Origin of the sequence: Tessaracoccus sp. MC1756 (assembly GCF_014164735.1) — a bacterium.
Taxonomy (GTDB): Bacteria; Actinomycetota; Actinomycetes; order Propionibacteriales; family Propionibacteriaceae; genus Arachnia.
In genome coordinates, this window is record NZ_JACJFZ010000002.1 from 20,819 (window position 1) to 43,382 (window position 22,564).

Genomic DNA, 22,564 nt, shown 5'->3' on the forward strand with positions numbered 1-22,564 from the left:
TTGCATACGCTGGTGACACCACCCAGATCTACGGTGGGGGGGAATCATTTGTTCCCACGAGCGCCCTAAATCCCACCGCCCAGGGCAGTTCAGTAGAACAATGCAGGAAACCCTGATGAGGGCGGACACCATCGACACAGGAGAATAGACACCCCATGGCTACGGCGAACATCACGCGCGACGAGGCCGTCGCACGGTCCCAGATCATGACCACCGAGGCCTACCGTGTTCTCGTCGACCTCACCGGTCGTGAGGTCGAACAGCCCGCCCGGCAGTTCGTCTCGACCACGCACCTCACCTTCTCCTCGGAGGGCGGCTCGACCTACCTCGACCTCATCGCCGACGACGTGCGTGAGGCCACCCTCGACGGTGAGGCGTTCGACACCTCAGCCTTCGACGGCTACCGCCTCCCCCTCCCCGAACTCATGGAGGGCCAGCACGAGGTGCAGGTCGTGGCCACGTGCCGCTACTCCAACACGGGTGAGGGCCTACACCGTTTCGTGGACCCGGCCGACGACAAGGTGTACCTCTACACCCAGTTCGAGACGGCCGACGCGCGCCGCATGTTCGCCAACGCCGAGCAGCCGGACCAGAAGGCCACCTTCCAGCTGACCGTGCTGGCCCCGAGCGAATGGGTGGTGTTCACCAACTCCGCCCGCGTGGAGCCGCACGACATCGGCGACGGTTTCGGCCGCTTCGAGCACGAGCCCACGCCGCCGGTCTCCACCTATATCACCGCACTTGTCTGCGGCGAGTTCCACATGGTGGAGGGCACCATCACCACTGACGGCAAGGAGATCCCGGCGTCGGTGGCATGCCGCCGGTCGCTGGCCCAGTACCTGGACGCGGACCGCATCCTCACCACCACGCAGCGCGGTTTCGAGGTCTTCGAGGACTCCTTCGGCGTGCCCTACCCCTTCTCCACCTACGACCAGATCTTCGTGCCGGAGTTCAACGCCGGGGCCATGGAGAACGCCGGCTGCGTCACCTTCCGCGACGAGTACCTGTTCCGCTCGCGGGTGACGTCGCGTGAACTGGACGCCCGCGACAACACGATCCTCCACGAGCTGGCCCACATGTGGTTCGGCGACCTCGTCACCATGCGCTGGTGGAACGACCTGTGGCTCAACGAGTCATTCGCCGAATGGGCCTCCCACTACGCCAACGACGAGATCTCCAAGCGCTACGACACCGGTACCAATTCCTGGGCGTCGTTCAGCAACGAGCGCAAGGCCTGGGCCTACCTGCAGGACCAGCTCTCCACCACCCACCCCATCGCCGCCGACATGAGCGACCTCGAGAAGGTCGAGCAGAACTTCGATGGCATCACCTACGCCAAGGGCGCCTCCGTCCTGAAGCTGCTGGTCTCCATCGTCGGCCGCGAAGCGTTCCTCGCCGGCGTGCACGAGTACTTCCAGAAGCACGCGTGGGGCAACACGGAGCTCTCCGACCTCCTGGTCGAACTGGAGTCGGCCTCGGGCCGCGACCTGTCGTGGTTCTCCACGCAGTGGCTGGAGACCGCCGGCGTCAACACGCTGGCCGCCAGCTTCGACCTCGATGAGGGTGGTCACTTCACCCGCTTCGACGTCGTGCAGACCGCACCCGCGGACTGGCCGACGCTGCGCACGCACCGCCTGGGCATCGGCATCTACAGCCTCGGCGAGGACGGCCGCCTCACCCGCAGCCACTACGTCGAGACCGATGTCGACGGCGAGCGCACCGCCATCGAGGACCTGGTGGGGGTGCACCGCGGCGACGTGGTGCTCCTCAACGACGGCGACCTCACCTACGCCAAGGTCCGCTTCGACGACGACTCGGCCGCCGCGCTCGTGGAGCACATCGGCGCGCTGACCGATCCCCTGGCCCGCGCCGTCGCGCTCACCGCCTTCTGGGAGATGACGCGCGACGCGGAGTTCCCCGCGCAGCAGTACAAGCGCCTGGTGCAGGCCGCGCTCCCCTCGGAGAACGACATGGCAGGTGCCTCGACGCTGCTGGCCCAGGCCAGCAACGCCGCACTCGCCTTCACGGCTCCGGAACTGCGCGACGACCTCAACACCCGCTGGGTGGCGGGCCTCGCGCAACTCCTCAAGGAGACCGAGCCGGGCTCGGACAAGCAGGTGCTGATCGCCAAGGCGCTCATCGGGAATGTGCGCTCCGCAGAGGGCATCGAACTCATCCGCGGGTGGCTCCACGGCGAAGAGGTGCCCGAGGGTCTGGTCATCGACACCGGCATGCGCTGGGCGATCACGGCGGCCCTGGCCAAGCTGGGTGCCATCGGCCACGACGAGATCTCCGCCGAGCTGGACCGCGACAACACCTCCGCCGGCGCCGAACAGGCAGCCGGCGCGGGGGCAGCGCTCCCGGACGTGGACTCCAAGTCGCAGGCGTGGGCGCTGGCCACGGACGACCCGGACGTGCCGAATGAGACCCACCGGTCCATCTGCATGGGGTTCTGGCGGTACGGCCAGGACGAGGTGCTGGAGCCCTACCCGGCCGCCTACCTGGACCTGCTCGGCCGCATCTCGCGCCGTGAGGGCACGTGGGCCGACCGGGGCTACGCCACCGTCGGTACCGCGCTGCGCTGGCTGTTCCCCACGCCGCTGGTGACGGAGTCGCTGGTGGCCACGATCCAGGCCTGGCTCGACGACAACGAGCCCAGCGAACAGGTCCGCCGTTCCGTCACTGAACGACTCGACGAGGCGCGCCGCTCACTGAAGGCCCAGGAGCGCAGCCGCCACGAAGCGTCCTGAGCGACGACAAAAGGGCCGCCGGGCAACAATGCCCGGCGGCCCTTGGTCGTCCAGGTGCGGCTAGTTCGGACGGGTGTTCTCCAGTTCGGTGCTGCTGGCCTTCAGCTCGCGCTCGCGGCGTTCGCGCGCCAACTTGGGGCCGAAGTACAGCAGAGCCACGATGACGCCGAAGCCCAGCGGGCCAAGCACCATCAGGAACATCAGGAGCATGTCAGAGACGGGCTCCGGCTGGGGCCAGCCCGGAAGGACCTCGAGTGGGAGCAGGTTCATGGCAGGCACTCTATACGGAACTGGCGTGGGAGAGGAGTCAGTCCGTACGGTAGATTGAGCCGACCACGGGAGGAACCATGGAGCCACGCGCCGTAGTAGATGGCGACGAGATGCAGTGGGCGTTGAACCGCATGACGCACGAGATCCTCGAGAAGAACCACGGCAGTGACGACGTGATCCTGTTGGGCATCATCACCCGCGGCGCCCCTCTGGCGGAGCGGATCGCCGCGATCGCCGAGGCGCAAGGGCACTCGATCCCCGTCGGGCAACTGGACATCACGATGTACCGCGACGACCTGCGCCGCAACCCCACCCGCATGCCCAGCCCCACCGTCCTGCCGGAGGAGATCGACGACAAGGTCGTGGTGCTGGTGGACGACGTGCTGTTCTCCGGACGCACCATCCAGGCCGCGCTGCTTGCGCTGGCAGACCTGGGCCGGCCACGCTCCATCCAACTGGTGGCGCTCATCGACCGCGGTGGACGCGACCTGCCCATCCAAGCGGACATCGTCGGCAAACTCATCCCGACCGCCCGCGACGAACGGGTCCGTGTGAACCTCACCGAGACCGACGGTCAAGACCTCATCACCATCGAACGGAGCGGCCGGTGAAGCATCTCCTCGGCATCGCCGATCTCAGCGAAGAAGAGATCTGGACCATCCTCGACACGGCCGAGGAGATGCACGACATCCAGTCGCGCCCCATCAAGAAACTGCCCGCCCTGCGCGGCCGCACCATCGTCAACCTGTTCTTCGAGGACTCGACGCGCACCCGCTCGTCCTTCGAGTTGGCGGCCAAATGGCTGTCGGCAGATTCCATCAACGTCGCGGCCAAGGGGTCGTCGGTGTCGAAGGGCGAGTCCATGAAGGACACGCTGCAGACCCTCGACGCCATGAGTGTCGACGCCATCGTGATGCGGCACGCCGGCTCCGGCTCGGTGGCGCAGGCGGCGGGCTGGGTCCGCGCGTCGATGATCAACGCCGGCGACGGCATGCACGAACACCCCACCCAGGCGCTCCTTGACGCCCACGCCATCCGTCGGCAGCTGCACGCCAACAACCTGGGCGACCTGAAGGGCAAGCGCATCGCCATCACCGGCGACCTCCTGCACTCCCGCGTGGTGCGCTCCAACGTGCTCCTGTGGGGAAAGGTGGGCGCCAGCGTGGTCCTGGTGGCTCCCCCGACGCTCATGCCGCCCGGCGTGGAGACGTGGGGCGTCGAGACCACCGCGACCTTCGACGAGGTGCTGCCGGAGGTCGACGTGGCCATGATGCTGCGCGTCCAGCGCGAGCGCATGCAGGGCGGGTTCTTCCCCTCAGAGCGCGAATACATCGACGCCTACGGCCTCACCCCCCGACGCCTCAGGATGCTGAAGGACGGCGCCTGCATCGCACACCCCGGCCCGATGAACAGGGGCCTCGAAATCTCGTCAGCGGCCGCCGACGCCGCGCGCTCGATCATCCTCGACCAGGTCTCGGCCGGTGTCGCGGTGCGGATGAGCGTGCTCTACCACCTGCTTGCCGGAGAGGAAAAGTAGTAGATGACCGCCACCACGCTCCACGGGGTGCAACTGCCGGACGGCACCCGCACCGACCTCCACCTTGCCAACGGCGTGATCGCCGAATCAGCACCGGCCGACGCGCGGATCGTCGACTGCCACGGGCTCATCGCGCTGCCCGGCCTCGTCGATCCCCACACCCACCTGCGTGAGCCGGGGCGTGAAGACGCCGAAACGGTGCTGAGCGGCACTGAGGCCGCCGCGCGCGGCGGGTTCACGGCAGTGTGCGCCATGGCGAATACCCAGCCCGTCACCGACACAGCAGAGAAGGCCGAGCACGTGCTCGACCTGGGCCTCAACGCCGGCCTGGCGGACGTCGTCGTGATCGGCGCCATCTCCAAGGGCCTCAAGGGCGAGGAACTCGCCGAACTGGGCCTGATGAACCGCTCCCGCGCCCGCGTGACGATGTTCTCCGACGACGGCATGTGCCTCATGAACCCCCAGCTCATGCGCCGCGCGCTGGAGTGGGTGCGCCCCTTCAACGGCGTGGTCGCCCAGCACTCGCAGGATTCGTTCCTGGCCGGCCCCGGCGCCTGCTGCCACGAGGGCGAGCTGTCCGGGCGCCTCGGCCTGGGCGGCTGGCCGCCCGTGGCGGAGTCGACGATCATCGCCCGCGACGCCATGCTGGCTGAGGCCACCGGTTCCCGGCTGCACGTGTGCCACATCACCACCGCCGAGGGCGTCCAAGTGGTTCGGTGGGCCAAGCAGCGCGGCGTGCAGATCACGGCTGAGGTCACGCCCCACCACCTGCTGCTGGGCACCGAGGAACTCACCGGCTACGACACCGTCTACAAGGTGAACCCGCCGCTGCGCACCCCCGAGCACATCGAAGCCCTGCGCGCCGCGCTGGAGGACGGCACCATCGACGTGGTGGGCACGGACCATGCGCCCCACGCGCCGCAGGACAAGGACCACGCCTTCGTCGACGCCAGGCCCGGCATGCTGGGCCTGGAGCAGGCGCTGTCCGTCGTCATCGAGACCATGGTCAAGCCGGGGCGTCTCACCTGGGCCCAGGTGGCCGAGCGGATGAGCCACGCTCCCGCCCGGCTGGCGTCCTTGGCGGATCAGGGGCGCCCGCTCCGGGTCGGCGAGCCCGCCAACATCGTGCTGGTCAACCCTGATCGGACCGCGACGGTCGACAGGGCCCAGTCGAGGTCACTGAGCCGCAACAACCCGTACCACGGACGCACCCTGCCGGACCCCGTGGAGGCCACCTTCCTGAGGGGTCGCCAGACCTTCGCGCGCACCGATTCCTGAGGGGTCCCCGCGCTGGGGGGCCCTGATCCGGCCGGGGCGTTCTCAAACGCTCGTTGAGAACGCGTGATCGTCAGAATTCTTTGCACCTGAACGCTCCGCCTTGCGACACTCACCGGACCTGCACTGTCGCACGGAAGGCCCCCCAGCGTGAATAACCGCTTGTCAAGAAGAGTTCTTGCCATCCTCGCCGTGATCGCCCTCGCGATCACCGGCTTTGTAGCACCCGGCACGGCGAAGGCCGTCGACCCGCCTGCCCACCAGGGCAACAAGATCACGTTCCCCGGCAACGATGGCCAGGAACATGCCGTCTCCTGGGACGGCCATTCGTTCAAGATCGACGGAGAGCGCCTCGTCATCTGGTCCGGCGAACTCCACCATTGGCGGGTACCGCACGAGGACGGATGGCGTGACGTCTTCCAGAAGCTGCGCGCTGCGGGCTTCAACGCAGTGTCTCTCTATTTCTTCTGGGGATTCCACCAGAACGAGGAGGGTGGCCCCTTTGATTTCTCCGGTCCCCGTGATCTCGACAAGCTGCTGACTCTCGCCGCTGAGGAGGGCCTCTACGTCATCGCGCGACCTGGCCCGTACGTCAACGCCGAGGTGTCCATGGGCGGCCTCCCCGCGTACATGGTCAACAAGACTGCCGGCTCCCTGCGCTCCACCGATGCTTCGGTGCTGGAGCCCTCCAAGGAATGGCTCTCCGCTTTCAACGAGATCGCTCGGGAGCACCAGATTACCGACGGTGGCGGTTCCATCATCATGTACCAGGTTGAGAACGAGCTCATCACTGAAGACACCAACCGTCGCGCCTTCCTGAAGACGCTGGCGGAGCACATCGCTGCAGACGGCATCGATGTGCCCCTCTTTCACAATGACTGGGGCATGGGCGGCCGCTTCTCGGACGTGGAGAACCTCGGCCTCGACTATTACGCCTACGACCAGTACCCGCTGGGCTTCTCCTGCGACGCTGGCCGCAACGCGATCAACGATCAGGAACAGGGCTTCCGCAACATTTCCCAGGACACGCCGCACTTCATCACGGAAGCTCAGGGCGGAGCATTCTCCCCCTGGGGCGCACCCTGGACCGAGAACGACAAGTGCAAGGAGTTCGCAGACCCGTCGTTCACCCGTCAGTGGGGTGCGAACAACATCGGTCAGGGCATCACTGCCTTCAACTACTACATGATCATCGGCGGTACGAACTGGGGTTACACCGGAGCTCCCGGCTCCGGCTTCACCAGCTACGACTACGGTGCTGCCCTCAACGAGGACCGCACCATCACTCCGAAGCTCGCTGTGCAGAAGGAATTGGGCTACTACCAGCGCGGCTTCCCTCAGCTCACCTCGATGGCGCCAGCACCGCGCATCACCGCTACTGAGCGCACTGGCGGCAACGTCAACATCTACCAGCGCGTCGCCACCGATCAGGAACACAAGGCGCTCTCCGTCAGCGGCAACGGCCCGCGCTACATCGCTGCGCGCCTGAGCAATTCGAATGACACCACCGAGACCTCGTTCACGTTCCCGCTGAGCCTCGGCGAGCCCACTGGTCCGGTAGCGGACGCCTACACCAACGACGACCGTTCGGCCACTATCACGTACTCCAGTGGCTGGACCCAGGTTGCCGACACCTCGGCGTACAAGAGCACCCTGAGCCGCTCTTCGACGGCGGGGTCAACCGCAGCGTTCACGTTCACCGGAACCGGACTTGAGGTCATCGTGCCCACTGGTCCTGATTACGGCAAGGCAACGCTGACCGTCGACGGTGGCACCCCCGTTCAGATGGACGCCTCCTACAACACCAATCAGAACGCCCCTGTGCAGCAGGTTCGTGGCCGCGTCGAGGGTCTGACGCAGGGCACCCACACCGCCACGATCACCGTGACCGGTCAGGCTGGCGCCAACGCCACCGGAACTGCCTTCGCCATCGACGCGCTCAACGTGCTCGGCGCCAGCACCGGCTCCACGAGCACCGTGTACAACAACTCGGACACGGACTTCTTCACCTTCACCCCCGCCCCAGTGGTCTTCACTCCTACGTCCGGCGCGGAAGCCGCGAACTGGACTCAGGCGTCGGGTCACCGCTGGACGTCCGGGAACATCAGCGGCGACGAGACCTACACCCGCACCGCCGGGGACTCGGTGGAGTTCACCTTCACCGGCACGGGCTTCGACGTCATCGCCGCCCACTCCAGCAACCACGGCCCGGCCGATGTCTACATCGACGACGTCCTTGTGGGCCAGACCGAGGAGGACGTGACCCCGAACGCTGTTCCCCAGCAGGTCATCTTCTCCAAGAAGGACCTGCCCGATGGCGAACACACTGTGCGTCTCGTGCACAAGGGTGTGTTCTTCCCAGGAGCTCAGGACCCACGCGGTGTCTACTTCTCGGTCGACGCCGTGCGCGTTCACACCGGTGACGCCACCGTCGATCCGGAGGTTCCGTCGGGCGAGATCGTCTGGCCGCGAGTGCCCCAGAAGGCTGACACCAAGCTGGCCCTGCACGGCCGTGACGCACTGATGATCACCGCAGACGTGAAGCTCGGCGGGGTCCACGACCTGTACTACACCACCTCCCAGCTGTTCGACGAGCCGTTGATCACTGACGCAGGAATGATCCAGACGCTGGTGGGCCACCGTGCCGACGCCGGCGAGACCGTGCTGCGCGTGCCGGCGGGTTACTCCGTCAACGCGCCCGCGGGCGTAACGCAGGACTACGACGCTGCCACGCAGCAGTTGCGCCTCAACTACACCCACGGTGCCACCGCGCAGGACATCAAGGTCACTCGTGCTGACGGGAAGATCCTGATCCTGCGGGTCCTCGATCGCCAGACCGCTGCCACCACCTGGCACATTGAAGGCATCCGTGGCGACGGTAACGACACCGTCGCAGTGCACGGGGCGTATCTGGTGCGCACCGTCGAGTTTGAGGGCACCACCGCCCACCTGACCGGTTCCATGGCTCAGAGCGGCACCCTCAACGTGACCCTGCCAGCAGGTATCACCTCCTACACCTGGAACGGCCAGACACTGACCGGCAATAACGCCCCGTCTCCCGCAGCCGTTGCGACGCCAGCCCTCAACTGGGTGAAGAAGGCCGAGCCCCTGCCCGTCGCAGTCGACTACGACGACTCCGACTGGACCGTCGCCAACGCCCGTACCCCGCTCAACTCACAGCAGGGCCCCGGCACCAATGGTGTGGTGCTCGACTCGAACCGCTACGGCTTCCACAACGGTTCCGTCTGGTACCGCGCCGAGTACACGGCAGCCGACACCGCACCGACGAGCCTGTCGTTCCGCGGTAACGCCGGCACGTACGGCGCGCAGCGCAAGGCGCCGGGCTTCTTCCAGGTCTGGGTCAACGGCCAGTACGCCGGTGCCCGCACCCTCAACGGCTCCACCCAGAGCGTCCCGGTGCCTGCCGGGTCCATCGTCGGCGGCCAGGAAGTCGTCGTCACGGTGCTGGCCAACAACCTGGGTCTGAACCTCGACTGGTCGGATGACGGCCTGTCGCGACAGAACCGTGGTCTCTTCGAAGCCAACCTCGGTTCGAAGGCCGGCACCGAGACCTGGAAGTTGCAGGGCTCCGCAGATGCGTTCGGCCAGTCCGACGCCATGCGTGGCATGTACAACACCGGCGGCAAGATCGGCGAGCTCGAGGGTTGGCACCTACCGGGCGTCGACACCACTGGCTGGACCCCCGCGTCCACGATGGAGGCCACCGAGGCCGGCACCACCTGGTACCGGACCAAGGCCGACCTCAACGTGGCCGAGGGCCAGGACACCGCTTGGCGCCTGGTCATCGACGCCGACAACTTCGGCGGCACCACCGCCACGCGCACCAACGGCAGCCAGGTCGACCTGTACGTCAACGGCTGGAACGCCGGCGTGTTCATCGGCGACGTCGGCCCGCAGTCCGAGTTCACCATCCCGGCGGGATGGCTGAACCCGCGCGGCGAGAACGAGATCGCCGTGTCCGTGGTCGCGAAGTCTGCGGGCCAGGGCCCCAACACCATCCGTCTGGTCCCGGTGCACTCCACCACCGGCGCCCCGGCGGACTGGCAGCCCTATCCCGCCGCCAACCAGGCGCAGTACCTGAGCGGCATCCTCACCGCGCCGTCGATGACGGTCACCTCGGCCCCGGCCGAACTGACCTGGGGCGCCAGCAGCACCGTCAGCTTCGCCATGACCAACGTGCCTGCGGGCAGCACGTTCACCGTCGACGCCCCTGCGGGCTGGACGGTGACGCCTGCGACGCAGACCACCACCGGTGACACCGCGTCGGTGACGGTGAAGGCCCCGCTGGACGGTACTTCGGGCACCATCCGAGCGGTGGCCAGGCTTGAGGACGGTCGCACCGCCAGCGTCTCCACCGCGATCCGCTTGATCGACCCGTCGGTCCTGGACATCGCCGGCATCGTGGCGTGGAACTCCGCCGAACCGAACGAAGGCGGCGGCAGCGGCTACGTCACGGCGTTGGCGGACGGCAACCCGAACACGTACTGGCACACCCGCTGGAGCGGCGGCACCACGCCCTTCCCGCACTACGTGGTGCTCGACCTGGGCGAGGTCAAGGACATCGCCTCGTTGACCTACCTTCCGCGCCAGAGCAGCGCCAACGGCCTCATCGGTGACTACGAGGTCTACGTGGCCGCCGCGGGCGACTTCGACATCCGCACCGCAGAGCAGCTCAAGCAGCTGGCGTACCCCGAGCCGGCCGGTGTCCAGTACACCAAGGTGGCCGAGGGCACGTTCAGCGACGGTCTGGGTCTGAAGACGGTCGAGATCCCCGACGGCCCCGTGGAGGCGCGCTACGTCAAGTTCGTCTCGGTCCGGCCCCAAACCGCGGGGCACGCCTGGACCACTGTGGCGGAACTGACGGTCTCCGGTGACGCCCCGGTGGCGGTGGCCCCCACCGTCACCGCCATCCCGGCGCAGGCGGGCACCGTCGGCACGACGGTGTCGGTCCAGCCGACGGTCACCGGCACCGCCCCATTCACCTGGGCCGCGTCCGGCCTGCCGTCGGGCGTCACGATCAGCCCGGCGACGGGTCTCATCTCCGGCAGCCCCACCGTCGACGGCACGTTCCCCGTCACGGTGACGGTCACGGACGCGACAGGCCTCAGCGGCACCGCCAGCTTCACGCTGACGGTGGCGAAGGCGGCCACTGCCTCGCCGAGCCCGTCGGTGTCGCCGAGCCCCTCGGCGTCGCCGTCGCCTAGCCCATCGAAGTCGCCTTCGGTGAAGCCCTCGGTGAAGCCCTCGGTGTCGCCTTCGGCCAAGCCGACGGCGACCCCGACCAAGCCCTCCGACACGTTCGTCCGGACCGCGCCCTACACCGAGCCCGGCACGCACGACTTCAACGGCCGTCAGTGGATGACCACCTGCGAGCCGTACTCGCAGACGGAACGCTGCCGCACCGAGATCTGGGCCACCGTGGTCAAGGTCGAGGACGGCACGTTCGTCCGCGAGTCGGGGTGGGCCTTCAACAACCTGACGTACCTGCCGTACATGACCCGTCAGGCGTGGAAGGGCAACCCGCTGGGCGACCTGGCCTCCACCACCAACGGCGGGTTCACCTCGGGTGGGCGTCAGTGGAAGACCGAGTGCGACACCGCCGCCACGGGCAGGGGTGCCTGCCGCTCCTACACCTGGACGACGGTGTACGCCGCCACTGCGAAGGCTGCGGGTGGGTATTCCTTCTCGCAGAGCAACGAGTGGGTGTTCAACAACATCGTGATGTTCGGAGAACCCGAGAAGCGTTGATCCGTTCCTTGGGCCGGGCGCGCAGTGCCCGGTCGAAGGGGCGGTGAGGTGACTCTCCGCTGAAGTGGACCCCCGGGCTTTCAGGCAACCTGCTTGGAAGCCCGGGGGTTCTTCGCGTGTGCGCTGCTGCTCTCGGCTTCTGGTTCACCCCGTGGGCGAAGGCAGCCAACGCGCGAGCTGGGTGGGCCCACCGTCGTCCGGCGATGGAGCTGCGATTCCTGCTGGGTCGGCGCTGCCGACGGCGCCACACTCAGCAGTGAAACGGGGCTGGCTGTTCAATGCTGGAGTTGATGCCCAGGACGGCATCAAACCCAGCACCCACCCGCCATGCACAACGACGCGGGGCCGGGCGCAATGCCCGACCCCGCGTCGAATGATCCGGTGGTGGATCAGCCCTTCACGGAACCAGCTGCCAAGCCGGCCTTCCAGAAGCGCTGGAGGAACAGGAACAGGGCGATCAGCGGGATGACGCCCAGGAGTGACCCGAGCATGACGGCACCCCGGTTGGGGTCGAAGTAGCTCATCATCCCGTAGAGACCCAGTGTGACGGGTTTCAGCTCCGCGGAACTGATCATCATCAACGGCAGGAGGAAGTTGTTCCAGGTGGCGACGAAGATGAACAGGAAGACCGTCACCATTGCGGGTGAGAGGAGACGCAACACCATCGTGAAGAAGATGCGGGCCTCGCCGGCGCCGTCGATGCGGGCGGCTTCGAGCAACTCCGTGGGCACCGACGTGGCGGCGTACACGTTGCCGAGGAAGACGCCGAAGGGGGACACCATGCACGGGATGAGAATCGACCAGATGGTGTTGGTGATTCCCATCTGCGTGAACAACAGGTACATCGGAACCGTGAGCAGCGCCACCGGCATCAGCAGGCCGGTCATGACGGCGCCCAGCATGATGCCTCGACCCGGGAACCTGAACTTGGCCAGCGCATAGCCACAGGCCACCGAGATGAGCGTCCCGACTGCTGCGGACACCGTGGAGTAGAACACCGAGTTCGCTACCCAGCGGGGGAACAGGTCCTGCGTCCACGACATCAGGGCGCTCCAGTTGGCCCCCCAGCTGACGTCGTTGCCGAACCAGAAGCCGAAGGTGCCCAAAAGGTCACCCTTGGTCTTGGACGACGCGAAGATCACCCAGACAATGGGCAGGAGGAAATACAACCCGATGAGGGCGAGGACCACCGTCGTGAGGTTGCGGGCCGTCTTGCTCGGCGCGATGGCACGCGGGGGCAGACCGTCGATCGACGGGCGGTACACCAACCCGTCCGGAGTGGTTTTCGTCTTGGGGTTCTTGACCCTGGTGAACATCACTTCTGAAGCCTCCGCTGCGCGAGGAAGTAGACGATGGCGAGTGAGCCGGCGATCAGGGCCATCAGGATGGAGATGGCGGATGCCATTCCAGCGCCGCTCGGGGTGATCTGACCCATCATCGTGTTGTAGGCCATCATCATCGGCGTGTAGCTGTTGGGCATCCAGGTGGCCAACGTCTGCACGACTGCGGGCTCGTTGAACAACTGCACCGTGCCGATGATCGACAGCAGCACTGCCAGCAGCGCTGCGCTGCCCACCATGGGGATCTTGATCTGCGTGGTGATCTTCCAACCCGAGGCGCCATCGATGCGGGCAGCTTCGTACAGGTCTCCGGGGATCGCCTGCAGGGCAGCCAGGAAGATGAGCATGTTGTAGCCCGTGTAGGTCCACGTGGTCATGTTGGCCATGGACCACAGCACCACAGGGGGCGACAGGAAGAAGGGGGATCCCTGGACGCTGCCGAAGGCATCCGCGAAGGGCGACACCTCGGGGATGTAGAGGTATCCCCACACGATGGCGGCGATCAAGCCCGGGATGGCGTAGGGCAGGAAGTAGGACAGGCGCCAGAAGCCGGGGCGGCGAACCAGGTACGAGTCGAGGAGCAGCGCCAGGAGGAGCGCGACTCCGATCATGACGGGAATCTGCACCAGGCCGAACAGCATGACGCGTCCGACACCTTCCCAGAATGCAGGGTTCGACGCCGCGACCCGGAAGTTCTCCAGACCGACGAACTGCTCCGTCATCGTGCCACCACCGTAAAGTCCCCCGCTCGCCTTCATGGTGAACAGGGCCGAGCGGGCGGACGAGACGATGGGAGCGATGAAGACGAGGCAGAACGCCAGGAAGAACGGCAGTGCGAACGCCCAACCGCTGATCGCCTGATGCCTAGCCTGTCGGCTCCACCTTCTGCGTTTCGGCTCAGCTGTAGTGCTGGGCGAGGACATATTCTCTCCTATACATCTTGTGCGGACGGAAACCGGGCCTGGGTGCGGAGGCTCCGCTCCCAGGCCCGGGTCCACTGGATCATCGACGATCAGCTGGCAACCGAAAGACCAGCATCCTGCAGGGCAGCGATGGATGCGGCCTGCGCAGCCACGAACACATCAGCGACCTTGCCGGAACCGTTGGCGGCGGCAGCAGCTGCCTCAGCCATCTTCGGACCCACGGCGGAGAAGCCCGGGATGTAGCCGAACTCGGTGCTCATGCGCTCGTTGGCCTTCACCAGTTCAGCCATGACGTCCTGGCCACCGAACTGGCGGCTCATCTTCTCGGGCGTCGCGGCCACGGCGGTGGCGGCGGGAACGAGGCCCTGCTGCGCGAGGTCATCGACCTGGGTGTTGAACCAGGCGTTGAACTCCATGGCCTCAGCCGGGTTGGCGCAGCCCTTCATGACCGCCACGCCAGAGCCGCCGTTCGGGCCGGTCAGCTCGGAACCGTTGATGGCGGGCATCTGAGCGACGCGCCACTGGCCCTCGAAGGCAGTCCCGTCCAGGGCATCGAGTGCGAAACCCGTCTCCCAGGCGGCGGCGATGTTGCCGATGAGGCTGCCGTCGACCAGGGCTGCGCCGTAGGCGTCGCCCCACCGGTCGTGCGTGAGGACGGCCTTGTTGTCCAGCAGTTCCTGCCACATGGCAGCGACGGCCTGGGATTCCGCGGTGTCGGTCTTCACGACCCACTGATCGTTCTCAGCCCCGTACCAGACGGCGCCGGCGCCGGCGGCCTGGCCGGACAGCCAGTACTGCGCCTCGTCAGGGGTGAAGTCAGCGATGTACTTGCCCTTAGCCGCGGCGGCCTTGGCGGCCTCGACGAACGACGCGGAGTCGGTCGGGACCTCGATGCCGAGCTTCTCGAACTCAGCCTCGTTGTACAGGTAGACGAGCGGGCCCGAATCCTGCGGCAGGCCGACCATGGTGCCTCCGACCGACATCTGGCCGAACGCGCCGCCGAAGTCACCCTCGTACTTCTTGGCCTCTTCAGTGACGTCCTCGACCAGGCCCTTGACGAACATCTCGGGAACTTCGGCGTAACCGAGTTGCGCGAGGCAGGGAGCGTTGTTCGCGTTGACGTCCGTCTCGAGCTTGGTGATCATCTCTTGGGCCTTGCCATCGAACTTGGTGGCGGTGACCTGGATGTCTGGGTTCTCGTCGTTCCAACGCTGAACGATCTCGCTGACCGGGGTCATGCCCTCGCCGTCGGGGAGACGGTGGAGGTACTGGATCTCCACGGGCTCGCCGGCGGGCTCTTCAGCGGGCGTGCTCTCCTCGGCCGGGGTGGTCTCCTGTGCAGGGGTGCTGGCAGCGGGGGTTTCCTCAGCGGCGGGTTCGGTGGTGCCGGTGCCACAGGCACTCAGGCCCAGGGCTGCGACGGCCAGCACTGCGCCGGCCTTCATGTAACGCTTGAAAGTCATTAATCCTCCGGATCTACTTCGAGCAGGAGCTATTCCTAGGGACAGACCGTACACTCGCTCATTCCGCGCCCCACCATTTGGACGCGTTAACGCTCATAGCGAACGACTGATTGAACGGTTAAGGTGAGCGATCCGTAATCATTCCGTGACCAAGCCTTCATCGGTGAGCGTGAGCGGCCGCAGAGTGACACGAAGACATCTTGACGTCAAGGAATATCTGGAGCGGTTTGGGCGCGGCGGCGCAGACGGGCTCCTCCTACTAGCCCCGCACCACTAGGCTCAAGGGGAACGAACGTGAGGAGAACTTCCATGAGCAATCTGGCAGCTGTCGGCGTCATCGGAATGGCGGTGATGGGCTCGAACCTGGCCCGGAACCTGGCACGCAACGGCCATCGCGTAGCTGTGTGGAACCGCAGCCCGGAACGCACCAACGAGCTGGTCGCCGAGCACGGCCACGAGGGCGACTTCGTCCCCGCCGTCGAGCTGGCAGATTTCGTCGCCTCGATCGAGCGCCCGCGCCGCATGATCCTGATGATCAAGGCCGGCGCCCCCACGAATTCCACCATCGACCTGTTGGTCCCGCTGCTCGACGAGGGCGACATCGTCGTCGACGGCGGCAACGCCCACTTCGAGGACACCCGCAGGCGTGAGCTCAAGCTGCGCGAACTGGGCCTCCACTTCGTCGGCGCCGGCATCTCCGGTGGCGAGGTGGGCGCGCTCGAAGGCCCCTCGATCATGCCCGGCGGCTCTCCCGAGTCCTACGAAGCGCTCGGCCCCATCCTCGAATCCATCTCCGCCAAGGTCGACGGCGAACCCTGCTGCACCTACATCGGGCCGGATGGCGCGGGCCACTTCGTGAAGATGGTGCACAACGGCATCGAGTACGCCGACATGCAGTTCATCGGCGAGGCGTACGAACTCCTGAAGGCCGTGGGGTTCTCGCACGACGAGATGGCCGACGTGTTCGCCACCTGGAACACCGGCGACCTGGACTCCTACCTCATCGAGATCACCGCAGAGGTTCTGCGCAAGAAGGATCCCCGCACCGGCCGCCCCCTCGTCGAGGTGATCGTCGACGCCGCCGGCATGAAGGGCACCGGCACCTGGACGGTGCAGTCGGCCCTCAACCTGGGCACCCCGGTCAACACCATTGCCGAGTCCGTCTTCGCCCGCGCGATCTCGTCGGCCCCTGAACTGCGCCAAGCGGCGCAGGCCGCGTTGCAGGGTCCCGACGCGAAGATCCAGGTGGCGGACCGCGAGGCGTTCGTCGAGCAGATCCGCCAGGCGCTGTGGGCCTCCAAGGTGGTCGCCTACGCGCAGGGTCTCGACGAGATCCGCATGGCCGGGGCCGAATACGGTTGGGACATCAACGTCGGCGAGGTGGCCAAGATCTGGCGCGCCGGCTGCATCATCCGCGCGAAGCTGCTCGAGCGCATCCGCTCGGAGTACGCGGACAGGAAGCTCGCCACGCTGCTCGAGGCGCCCTCCGTGGCTGAGGGCCTGGCCAGCACGCAGGACGCGTGGCGCGAGGTGGTGTCGGTGGCCGTCAAGGCCGGCGTCCCCGTTCCCGGCTTCGCGGCAGCCCTGGCGCACTATGACCAGGCGCGCGCACCCCGTCTCAACGCGGCTCTCACCCAGGGCCTGCGCGACTACTTCGGTGCCCACACCTACCGCCGCATCGATGCCGAGGGTGCCTTCCACATCAATTGGAGCACCGACGGCACCGAGGAGCCTGCGGACACCGCTGGCTGATGACCGCACCTGACCCGCTGGCGAACTTCTCCGCTCCCACGCGCGAGTGGTTCGCCAGCGTGTTTTCGGCCCCCACCGCTGTCCAGGCCGAGGCCTGGACAGCGATCGCGCGGGGCGAGCATGCGCTCGTCGTCGCGCCCACCGGCTCCGGCAAGACGCTGTCGGCCTTCCTCTCCGCCATCGACGGCCTGGCGACGCGGCCCGAGAGGCTCCCGACGGCCGGGACCAGCGTCGTGTACGTCTCGCCGCTCAAGGCGCTGGGCGTCGATATTGAACGCAACCTGCGCGCGCCACTCACCGGCACCCGATTGGCCGCTGAGCGCCTCGGCGTCCCGTGGAGCGAGGTGTCGGTGGGCGTGCGCTCCGGCGACACACCTCAGCGGGAGCGCGCCGCCCTCATCCGGAGGCCGCCCGACGTCCTGATCACCACGCCCGAGTCGCTGTACCTGATGCTGACGAGTTCGGCCCGGCGCACGCTGACCTCCGTCGAGACCGTGATCGTGGACGAGATCCACGCCGTGGCGGGCACGAAGCGTGGCTCGCACCTGGCCCTGTCCCTCGAGCGGCTGGACATGCTGGTGGGACGCGACGTCCAACGCGTGGCGTTGTCCGCGACCGTGCGCCCCATCGAGCAGGTCGCCTCGTTCCTCGGCGGCGACAGGGCCGTCACGGTGGTGGCCCCGCCCGCCCACAAGTCGTGGGACGTGACCGTGCGCACCGCGGTGGAGGACCTCACCGACATCCCGGATCCCGACGCAGGCGACGGCACTGCAGGCGGCCTGTTGGACCTGCTGCGCAGCGGCCCGGCCACGAACGGCTCGATCTGGCCGCATGTGGAGCGGGAACTCTACGACGCCGTCAAACAGGGCCGCTCCACCCTGATCTTCACCAACGGCCGCCGCTCGGCCGAGCGCATCACCGGCCGGCTCAACGAGATGTGGGCGGAGGAGCACGATCCCGACACGCTCCCACCCATCCCGGCACGCCCGCCCGCCCAGGTGATGGCACCCGTGGACACGGTCCGCGGCGCACCGCTGGTCATCGCGCGCGCCCACCACGGCTCGGTCAGCAAGGAGCAGCGCGCCGAGATCGAGGGCGCGCTGAAATCCGGCGAGCTCAAGTGCGTCGTGGCCACCAGCTCGCTCGAGCTCGGCATCGACATGGGGGCGGTGGACCGGGTCCTCCAGGTCGCCTCTCCCCCGTCGGTGGCCAGCGCCCTGCAGCGCATCGGGCGCGCGGGGCACGTCGTGGGAGCCACGTCCGTGGGCCAGGTCTTCCCGTTGCACAGGGGTGACCTCGCCTCGGCCGTCGTCACGACGGAGCGGATGCTGGCCGGGGACATCGAGGAACTCCACATTCCCCAGCACCCGCTGGATGTGCTGGCCCAGCAGACGGTCGCCGCAACGGCCGCAGAGGGCGACGAGGGGCTGGACGTCGACGGGTGGTTCACCGCCGTCACGCGCTCACGGCCCTACTCGGATCTGGACCGGTCGCTGCTCGATTCCGTGGTGGAACTGCTCACGGGCGCCTACCCTTCAGCCGACTTCGGCAACCTGCGCGCCAGGCTGGCGATGGGCGAGGACAACCGGCTCTACCCCAGGCCGGGCGCACTGCGGGTGGCCGCCACCTCGGGCGGCACCATCCCGGACCGGGGGATGTTCGGCGTGTTCCTCGCCGGCGAGGAGGCGGGTGCCCGGCGGGTGGGTGAACTCGACGAGGAGATGGTCCACGAATCACGGGTGGGCGACGTCTTCACGCTGGGCGCGTCGTCATGGCGCGTGGAGGAGATCACGCGCGACCGGGTGCTCGTCACGCCGGCCCCGGGGAACACCGGCCGGTTGCCGTTCTGGCGCGGCGAGGACGAGGGGCGGCCAGCGGAGTTGGGCAGGAACATCGGCCGCCTCCAGCGGGAGGCCTCGCGCAATCCGGAGCGGCTGGACCGCCCCTTCCTGGACAGGAACACCCGCCGCAACCTGGAGCGCTACCTGGCTGAGCAGCGCACGGCGACGGGGTCGGTGCCGGACGAGCACACCGTCGTGCTGGAGCGGTTCCGCGACGAGCTGGGCGACTGGCGCGTGGTGGTCCATTCGCCGCTCGGCCGACGGGTGCTGGGGGCATGGTCGCTCATCATCGCGGACGCGCTGTCGCGGGAGGTCAGCATCGACGTCGCGCCCGTGGCCGGCGACGACGGCATCGTGCTGCGCCTCCCGGATTCGGATCTCGTCGAGCGCCTCCCCGAACTCCTCCTGACCGAACCCGACGACGTGGGCCGCATCGTCGTCGAGCAGGTGGGCGGCACCGCCCTGTTCGCCGCGCGCTTCCGCGAGTGCGCCGCCCGGGCGCTGCTCCTCCCCCGGCCCAACCCGGGCCGGCGCGCGCCGCTCTGGCAGCAGCGGCAGCGCTCGGCCCAACTCCTGGAGGTGGCCAGGCACCACCCGAGGTTCCCGATCATCATCGAAACGGTGCGCGAGGTCACGCAGGACGCCTACGACCTGCCCGGCCTCGTCGAGCTCATGCGCGGGCTGCGCTCCGGGGCAGTGCGGCTCGTGGAGGTGGTCACCGATCAACCCAGCCCGTTCGCGGCCACGCTCCTGTTCCGCTATCCCGGGGCCTTCATCTACGACGGCGACGCGCCGCTCGCGGAGCGCCGCGCCGCCCTGCTCGCCATGGACCCGGAGCTCCTGGCCGCCGCCCTGGGCACGCTGGACCTGCGCGAGGTGCTCGACCCGGACGTCGTGGCCGAGGTGGTCGCCGAGCTGCAGCGCACCGCGTCGAACCGACGGGCCGGCCACGACGACGCGGTGGCCGCGCTGCCGCGGGAACTGGGACCGGTTCCCCTCGTCGAGCTCGAGGGGAAGGTGTCGCCTGAGTGGTGGGCCGCCTCCGGAGCCACCGTGGCGGAGCGGCTCAACGACGTGGTGGTGCTCAACCTGGCCGGGCGCCCGCACCTGGTGGCGGTCTCGGATCTGGCCCTGCTGCGCGACGCGCTCGGGATCCCGGTACCCGCCGGGCACGCCGCGCCCCCGGTGGAGGGCCGCGACCCGCTGACCCAGCTCATCGCCCGCTACGCCCGCACCCACGGCCCGTTCAGTGCGCAGGAGGTGGCCGACGCGTTCGGCCTGGGGGTGGCCACCGTCGGGTTGGTGGTGGAGCGGGAGCGGGTGGCAAAGCGCCTGGTGGCCGGGCGGTTCACCGCCACGGAGCCCCAATTCGTGGACCCGGAGGTGCTCCGCCGGCTGCGCAGCCGCTCGCTCTACAAGGCGCGCTCGGAGCTGCAGCCCGTCTCGCAGGAGGGCTTCGCACGCTTCCTGGCGGCATCACACCACGTCGATGACCGGCCGGTGTCCAGCCCCGACGAGGTGCTGCTCGCCCTGCAACGGCTCGCCGGAGCGGCGCTCCCCGCCAGCGCCTGGGAAACCCACGTGCTGCCCGCCCGTCTGGCGGGTTACCAGGCAGTGCACCTCGACGCGCTGCTCGCCGAGGGCGAGGTGGTGGTCCGTCTGCGTGGCGCCGCGGGGCCGAACGACCCGCTGGTGGCGTTGGTCCCGGCGGACGACCTCGACCTGCTCGGGCCACCGGATCAGCCGCCGTCGGAGGAGGCGCTCGCCGTGGCCGACCGGCTCGCGGAGGGCGACGGTACGTTCGCGTCGATCCACGGCTCTGAGTCCGCTGTGGAACTCGCGGACGCACTCTGGCGCGCGGCGGAGGAGGGCGCGATCGCCCCGGCGTCGATGGCTCCCGTGCGGGCCCGTATCGGCGGCGCCGCCCGGGGAGCGCACAAGGCCAGCCGCCCCTCGCCCCGACGGCGTGCCCGCCTCCCCCGCCCGTCTCGCGCGCTGTTGAGCGGGCAAGGATCGCTCACCCCACCGCAGGTCTCGGGCCGGTGGTACCGGGTGCGGGACACCCAGCCCACCCCCGCTGAAGCGGCCCTGGCGTTGGCGTCCTCGTGGCTCGAGCGCTTCGGCGTGATCACGCGCGGTGGGGTGACGGCTGACGGCACGCCCGGCGGTTTCGCCGCCGCCTATCGCCTGCTGTCCAAGCTGGAGGAAGCCGGCAAGATGCTGCGCGGCTACCTCGTGGAAGGCCTGGGCGGCGCGCAGTTCAGCACGCCGGACCTCATCGAGCAGCTCCGCTCGCACGAGAATCGCGGCCCAGCCGTTCCCGAAGGGCCGGCGGTGGAGGGGCCCCGCAGCCTCCAGGTCCTGGCCGCCCTCGACCCGGCCAACCCGTACGGCTCGATCCTCCCTTGGCCCGCGCACCCGACGGCCCACCCTTCGCGCGCTGCCGGCGCCCTCGTCGTGCTGGCCGACGGCGTCTGCCTCGCCCACCTCACCCGCGGGGGCCGCATCCTCACCCTCTTCGGCGGCTCCGAGCACCGCGAACGCCACGCCACCCTGGTCATCCACGCCCTCGTGCGCGCCGTGGGTGAGGGAAGGATGGGCAGGCTCCGCATCGAAGAGGTCGACGGCGAACGGGTGGGTTCGTCGGGCCTCGAGGCCACGCTGCTGGCCGCCGGTGCACGGCTCACGCCGAAGGGCATCACGGTGGAGGCGCCCCGTGCCTGAGGGCGACACCGTCTGGCAACTGTCGCAGCGGCTCCAGCCCCTCGTCGGGCGGACCATCGAGCACAGCGACTTCCGCGTGCCCGCGCTCGCGACGGAGACCTTGGTGGGCACCACGATCGACCGCATCTGGCCCTACGGCAAGCACCTCTACTGGCAGTGCGCGGACCGCATCCTGCACACCCACCTCCGCATGGACGGCACCTGGCGCATCCATTCGGTGGGGGCGAAATGGTCGGCGCCCGCCCATACCGCCCGCCTGGTGATCCGGGTCGACGGCGGGGTCGAGTTGGTGGGGCATTGGCTCGGCGTCGTCGAGCTCTGGCCCGCCAGGGAGTACGACCGACGCACCGCCCACCTCGGCCCTGATGTGCTCGCCAGCGACTGGCACTCCCCCGGCCGCTGGGAGTCCACCGGGCGCGACGAGGCGGTCCGCCGGGTGTCGTCCCGCCCCGAACGGACCATCGGCGAGGCGCTGCTGGACCAGCGCAACCTGGCGGGCATCGGCAACGAGTACCGCGTCGAGGTCTGCTTCCTGCACGGCCTCCACCCGACGACGTCGGTGGCCCTGTGCGACGTCCCCGCCGTCGTGGACCTGGCCGCGAAACTGATGCGCGGGAACCTCACGAACCCCGTCCGGACGTTCACCGGGATCCACCGGCGAGGTGAGAACACGTTCGTGTTCGGGCGCCGGCACCGCCCGTGTCGCCGATGCGGCACGCTGATCGAGGCCTCGGAACTGGGCGGCGGCAAGTCCGTCGCCGACGCCGACGTGGACCAGCAGCGCGTCATCTGGTGGTGCCCCACCTGCCAGCCCGCGCCATAGCGGGGCCGTCGCTTTCCTATCGATGGAATGCGTGTGGAACAATGAAGTTGCGCTGAATTCATCCGCTCCTCCAGAGCAGAATCACCGCGGGGAAGGA

At 68.2% G+C, this 22,564-nt stretch carries 12 protein-coding genes; 8 read left to right on the plus strand and 4 right to left on the minus strand.

Translation table 11 applies throughout. From position 1 onward, the window contains the following. Positions 1-155 precede the first annotated feature (155 nt). On the plus strand, positions 156-2,750 hold the full coding sequence (pepN, locus tag H5393_RS05400) for an aminopeptidase N (RefSeq protein ID WP_182765826.1): 2,595 nt from the start codon (positions 156-158) through the stop codon (positions 2,748-2,750). Between the two features lie 60 nt (positions 2,751-2,810). Here the strand turns inward: pepN and H5393_RS05405 are convergent, their stop codons facing one another. Further along, on the minus strand, positions 2,811-3,020 hold the full coding sequence (locus H5393_RS05405) for a hypothetical protein (RefSeq protein ID WP_076060554.1): 210 nt from the start codon (positions 3,018-3,020) through the stop codon (positions 2,811-2,813). 77 nt (positions 3,021-3,097) lie between these two features. Between H5393_RS05405 and pyrR the strand changes: the two genes are divergently transcribed. The 4 genes from pyrR (at position 3,098) to H5393_RS05425 (ending at position 11,601) form a co-directional block, all read left to right on the plus strand. After that, the gene (gene pyrR / locus H5393_RS05410) at positions 3,098-3,631 is read left to right on the plus strand and encodes a bifunctional pyr operon transcriptional regulator/uracil phosphoribosyltransferase PyrR (protein WP_182765827.1); all 534 of its coding nucleotides are present in this window, start codon (positions 3,098-3,100) and stop codon (positions 3,629-3,631) included. After that, positions 3,628-4,557, plus strand: coding sequence for an aspartate carbamoyltransferase catalytic subunit (locus tag H5393_RS05415; RefSeq protein WP_182765828.1), 930 nt, complete (start codon positions 3,628-3,630; stop codon positions 4,555-4,557). The genes pyrR and H5393_RS05415 overlap by 4 nt, the downstream gene beginning before the upstream one ends. Before the next feature lie 3 nt (positions 4,558-4,560). Then, the gene (locus H5393_RS05420) at positions 4,561-5,835 is read left to right on the plus strand and encodes a dihydroorotase (protein WP_182765829.1); all 1,275 of its coding nucleotides are present in this window, start codon (positions 4,561-4,563) and stop codon (positions 5,833-5,835) included. Between the two features lie 147 nt (positions 5,836-5,982). After that, complete coding sequence (locus tag H5393_RS05425) at positions 5,983-11,601, plus strand: beta-galactosidase (RefSeq protein ID WP_182765830.1); 5,619 nt, start codon at positions 5,983-5,985, stop codon at positions 11,599-11,601. A 389-nt stretch (positions 11,602-11,990) separates the two neighbouring features. On the opposite strand, the gene H5393_RS05430 is transcribed toward H5393_RS05425, so the two are convergent. The 3 genes from H5393_RS05430 to H5393_RS05440 all read right to left on the minus strand — a co-directional run bounded on the left by H5393_RS05430 (position 11,991) and on the right by H5393_RS05440 (position 15,327). After that, the gene (locus H5393_RS05430; protein WP_182764603.1) at positions 11,991-12,917 is read right to left on the minus strand and encodes a carbohydrate ABC transporter permease; all 927 of its coding nucleotides are present in this window, start codon (positions 12,915-12,917) and stop codon (positions 11,991-11,993) included. Next, positions 12,917-13,864 carry a carbohydrate ABC transporter permease gene (locus H5393_RS05435; protein ID WP_182764396.1) on the minus strand — a complete coding sequence of 316 codons (948 nt, stop codon included), beginning with the start codon at positions 13,862-13,864 and terminating at the stop codon, positions 12,917-12,919. The genes H5393_RS05430 and H5393_RS05435 overlap by 1 nt, the downstream gene beginning before the upstream one ends. A gap of 89 nt (positions 13,865-13,953) precedes the next feature. Next, a complete protein-coding gene (locus H5393_RS05440; protein WP_245244148.1) occupies positions 13,954-15,327 on the minus strand; it encodes an ABC transporter substrate-binding protein in 1,374 nt (457 codons plus the stop codon). 309 nt (positions 15,328-15,636) lie between these two features. On the opposite strand from H5393_RS05440, the gene gndA reads away from it, so the two are divergent. Genes gndA through H5393_RS05455 form a run of 3 tightly spaced genes read left to right on the plus strand, consistent with a single transcriptional unit; the run spans position 15,637 to position 22,467 of the window. Then, on the plus strand, positions 15,637-17,079 hold the full coding sequence (gndA, locus tag H5393_RS05445; RefSeq protein WP_182765831.1) for an NADP-dependent phosphogluconate dehydrogenase: 1,443 nt from the start codon (positions 15,637-15,639) through the stop codon (positions 17,077-17,079). Beyond that, entirely contained in the window at positions 17,079-21,644 is a 4,566-nt protein-coding gene (locus H5393_RS05450; protein ID WP_182765832.1) for a DEAD/DEAH box helicase, read from the plus strand. Before gndA ends, H5393_RS05450 begins: the two co-directional genes overlap by 1 nt. Then, complete coding sequence (locus tag H5393_RS05455; RefSeq protein WP_182765833.1) at positions 21,637-22,467, plus strand: Fpg/Nei family DNA glycosylase; 831 nt, start codon at positions 21,637-21,639, stop codon at positions 22,465-22,467. Before H5393_RS05450 ends, H5393_RS05455 begins: the two co-directional genes overlap by 8 nt. The last annotated feature ends 97 nt before the right edge of the window (positions 22,468-22,564 follow it).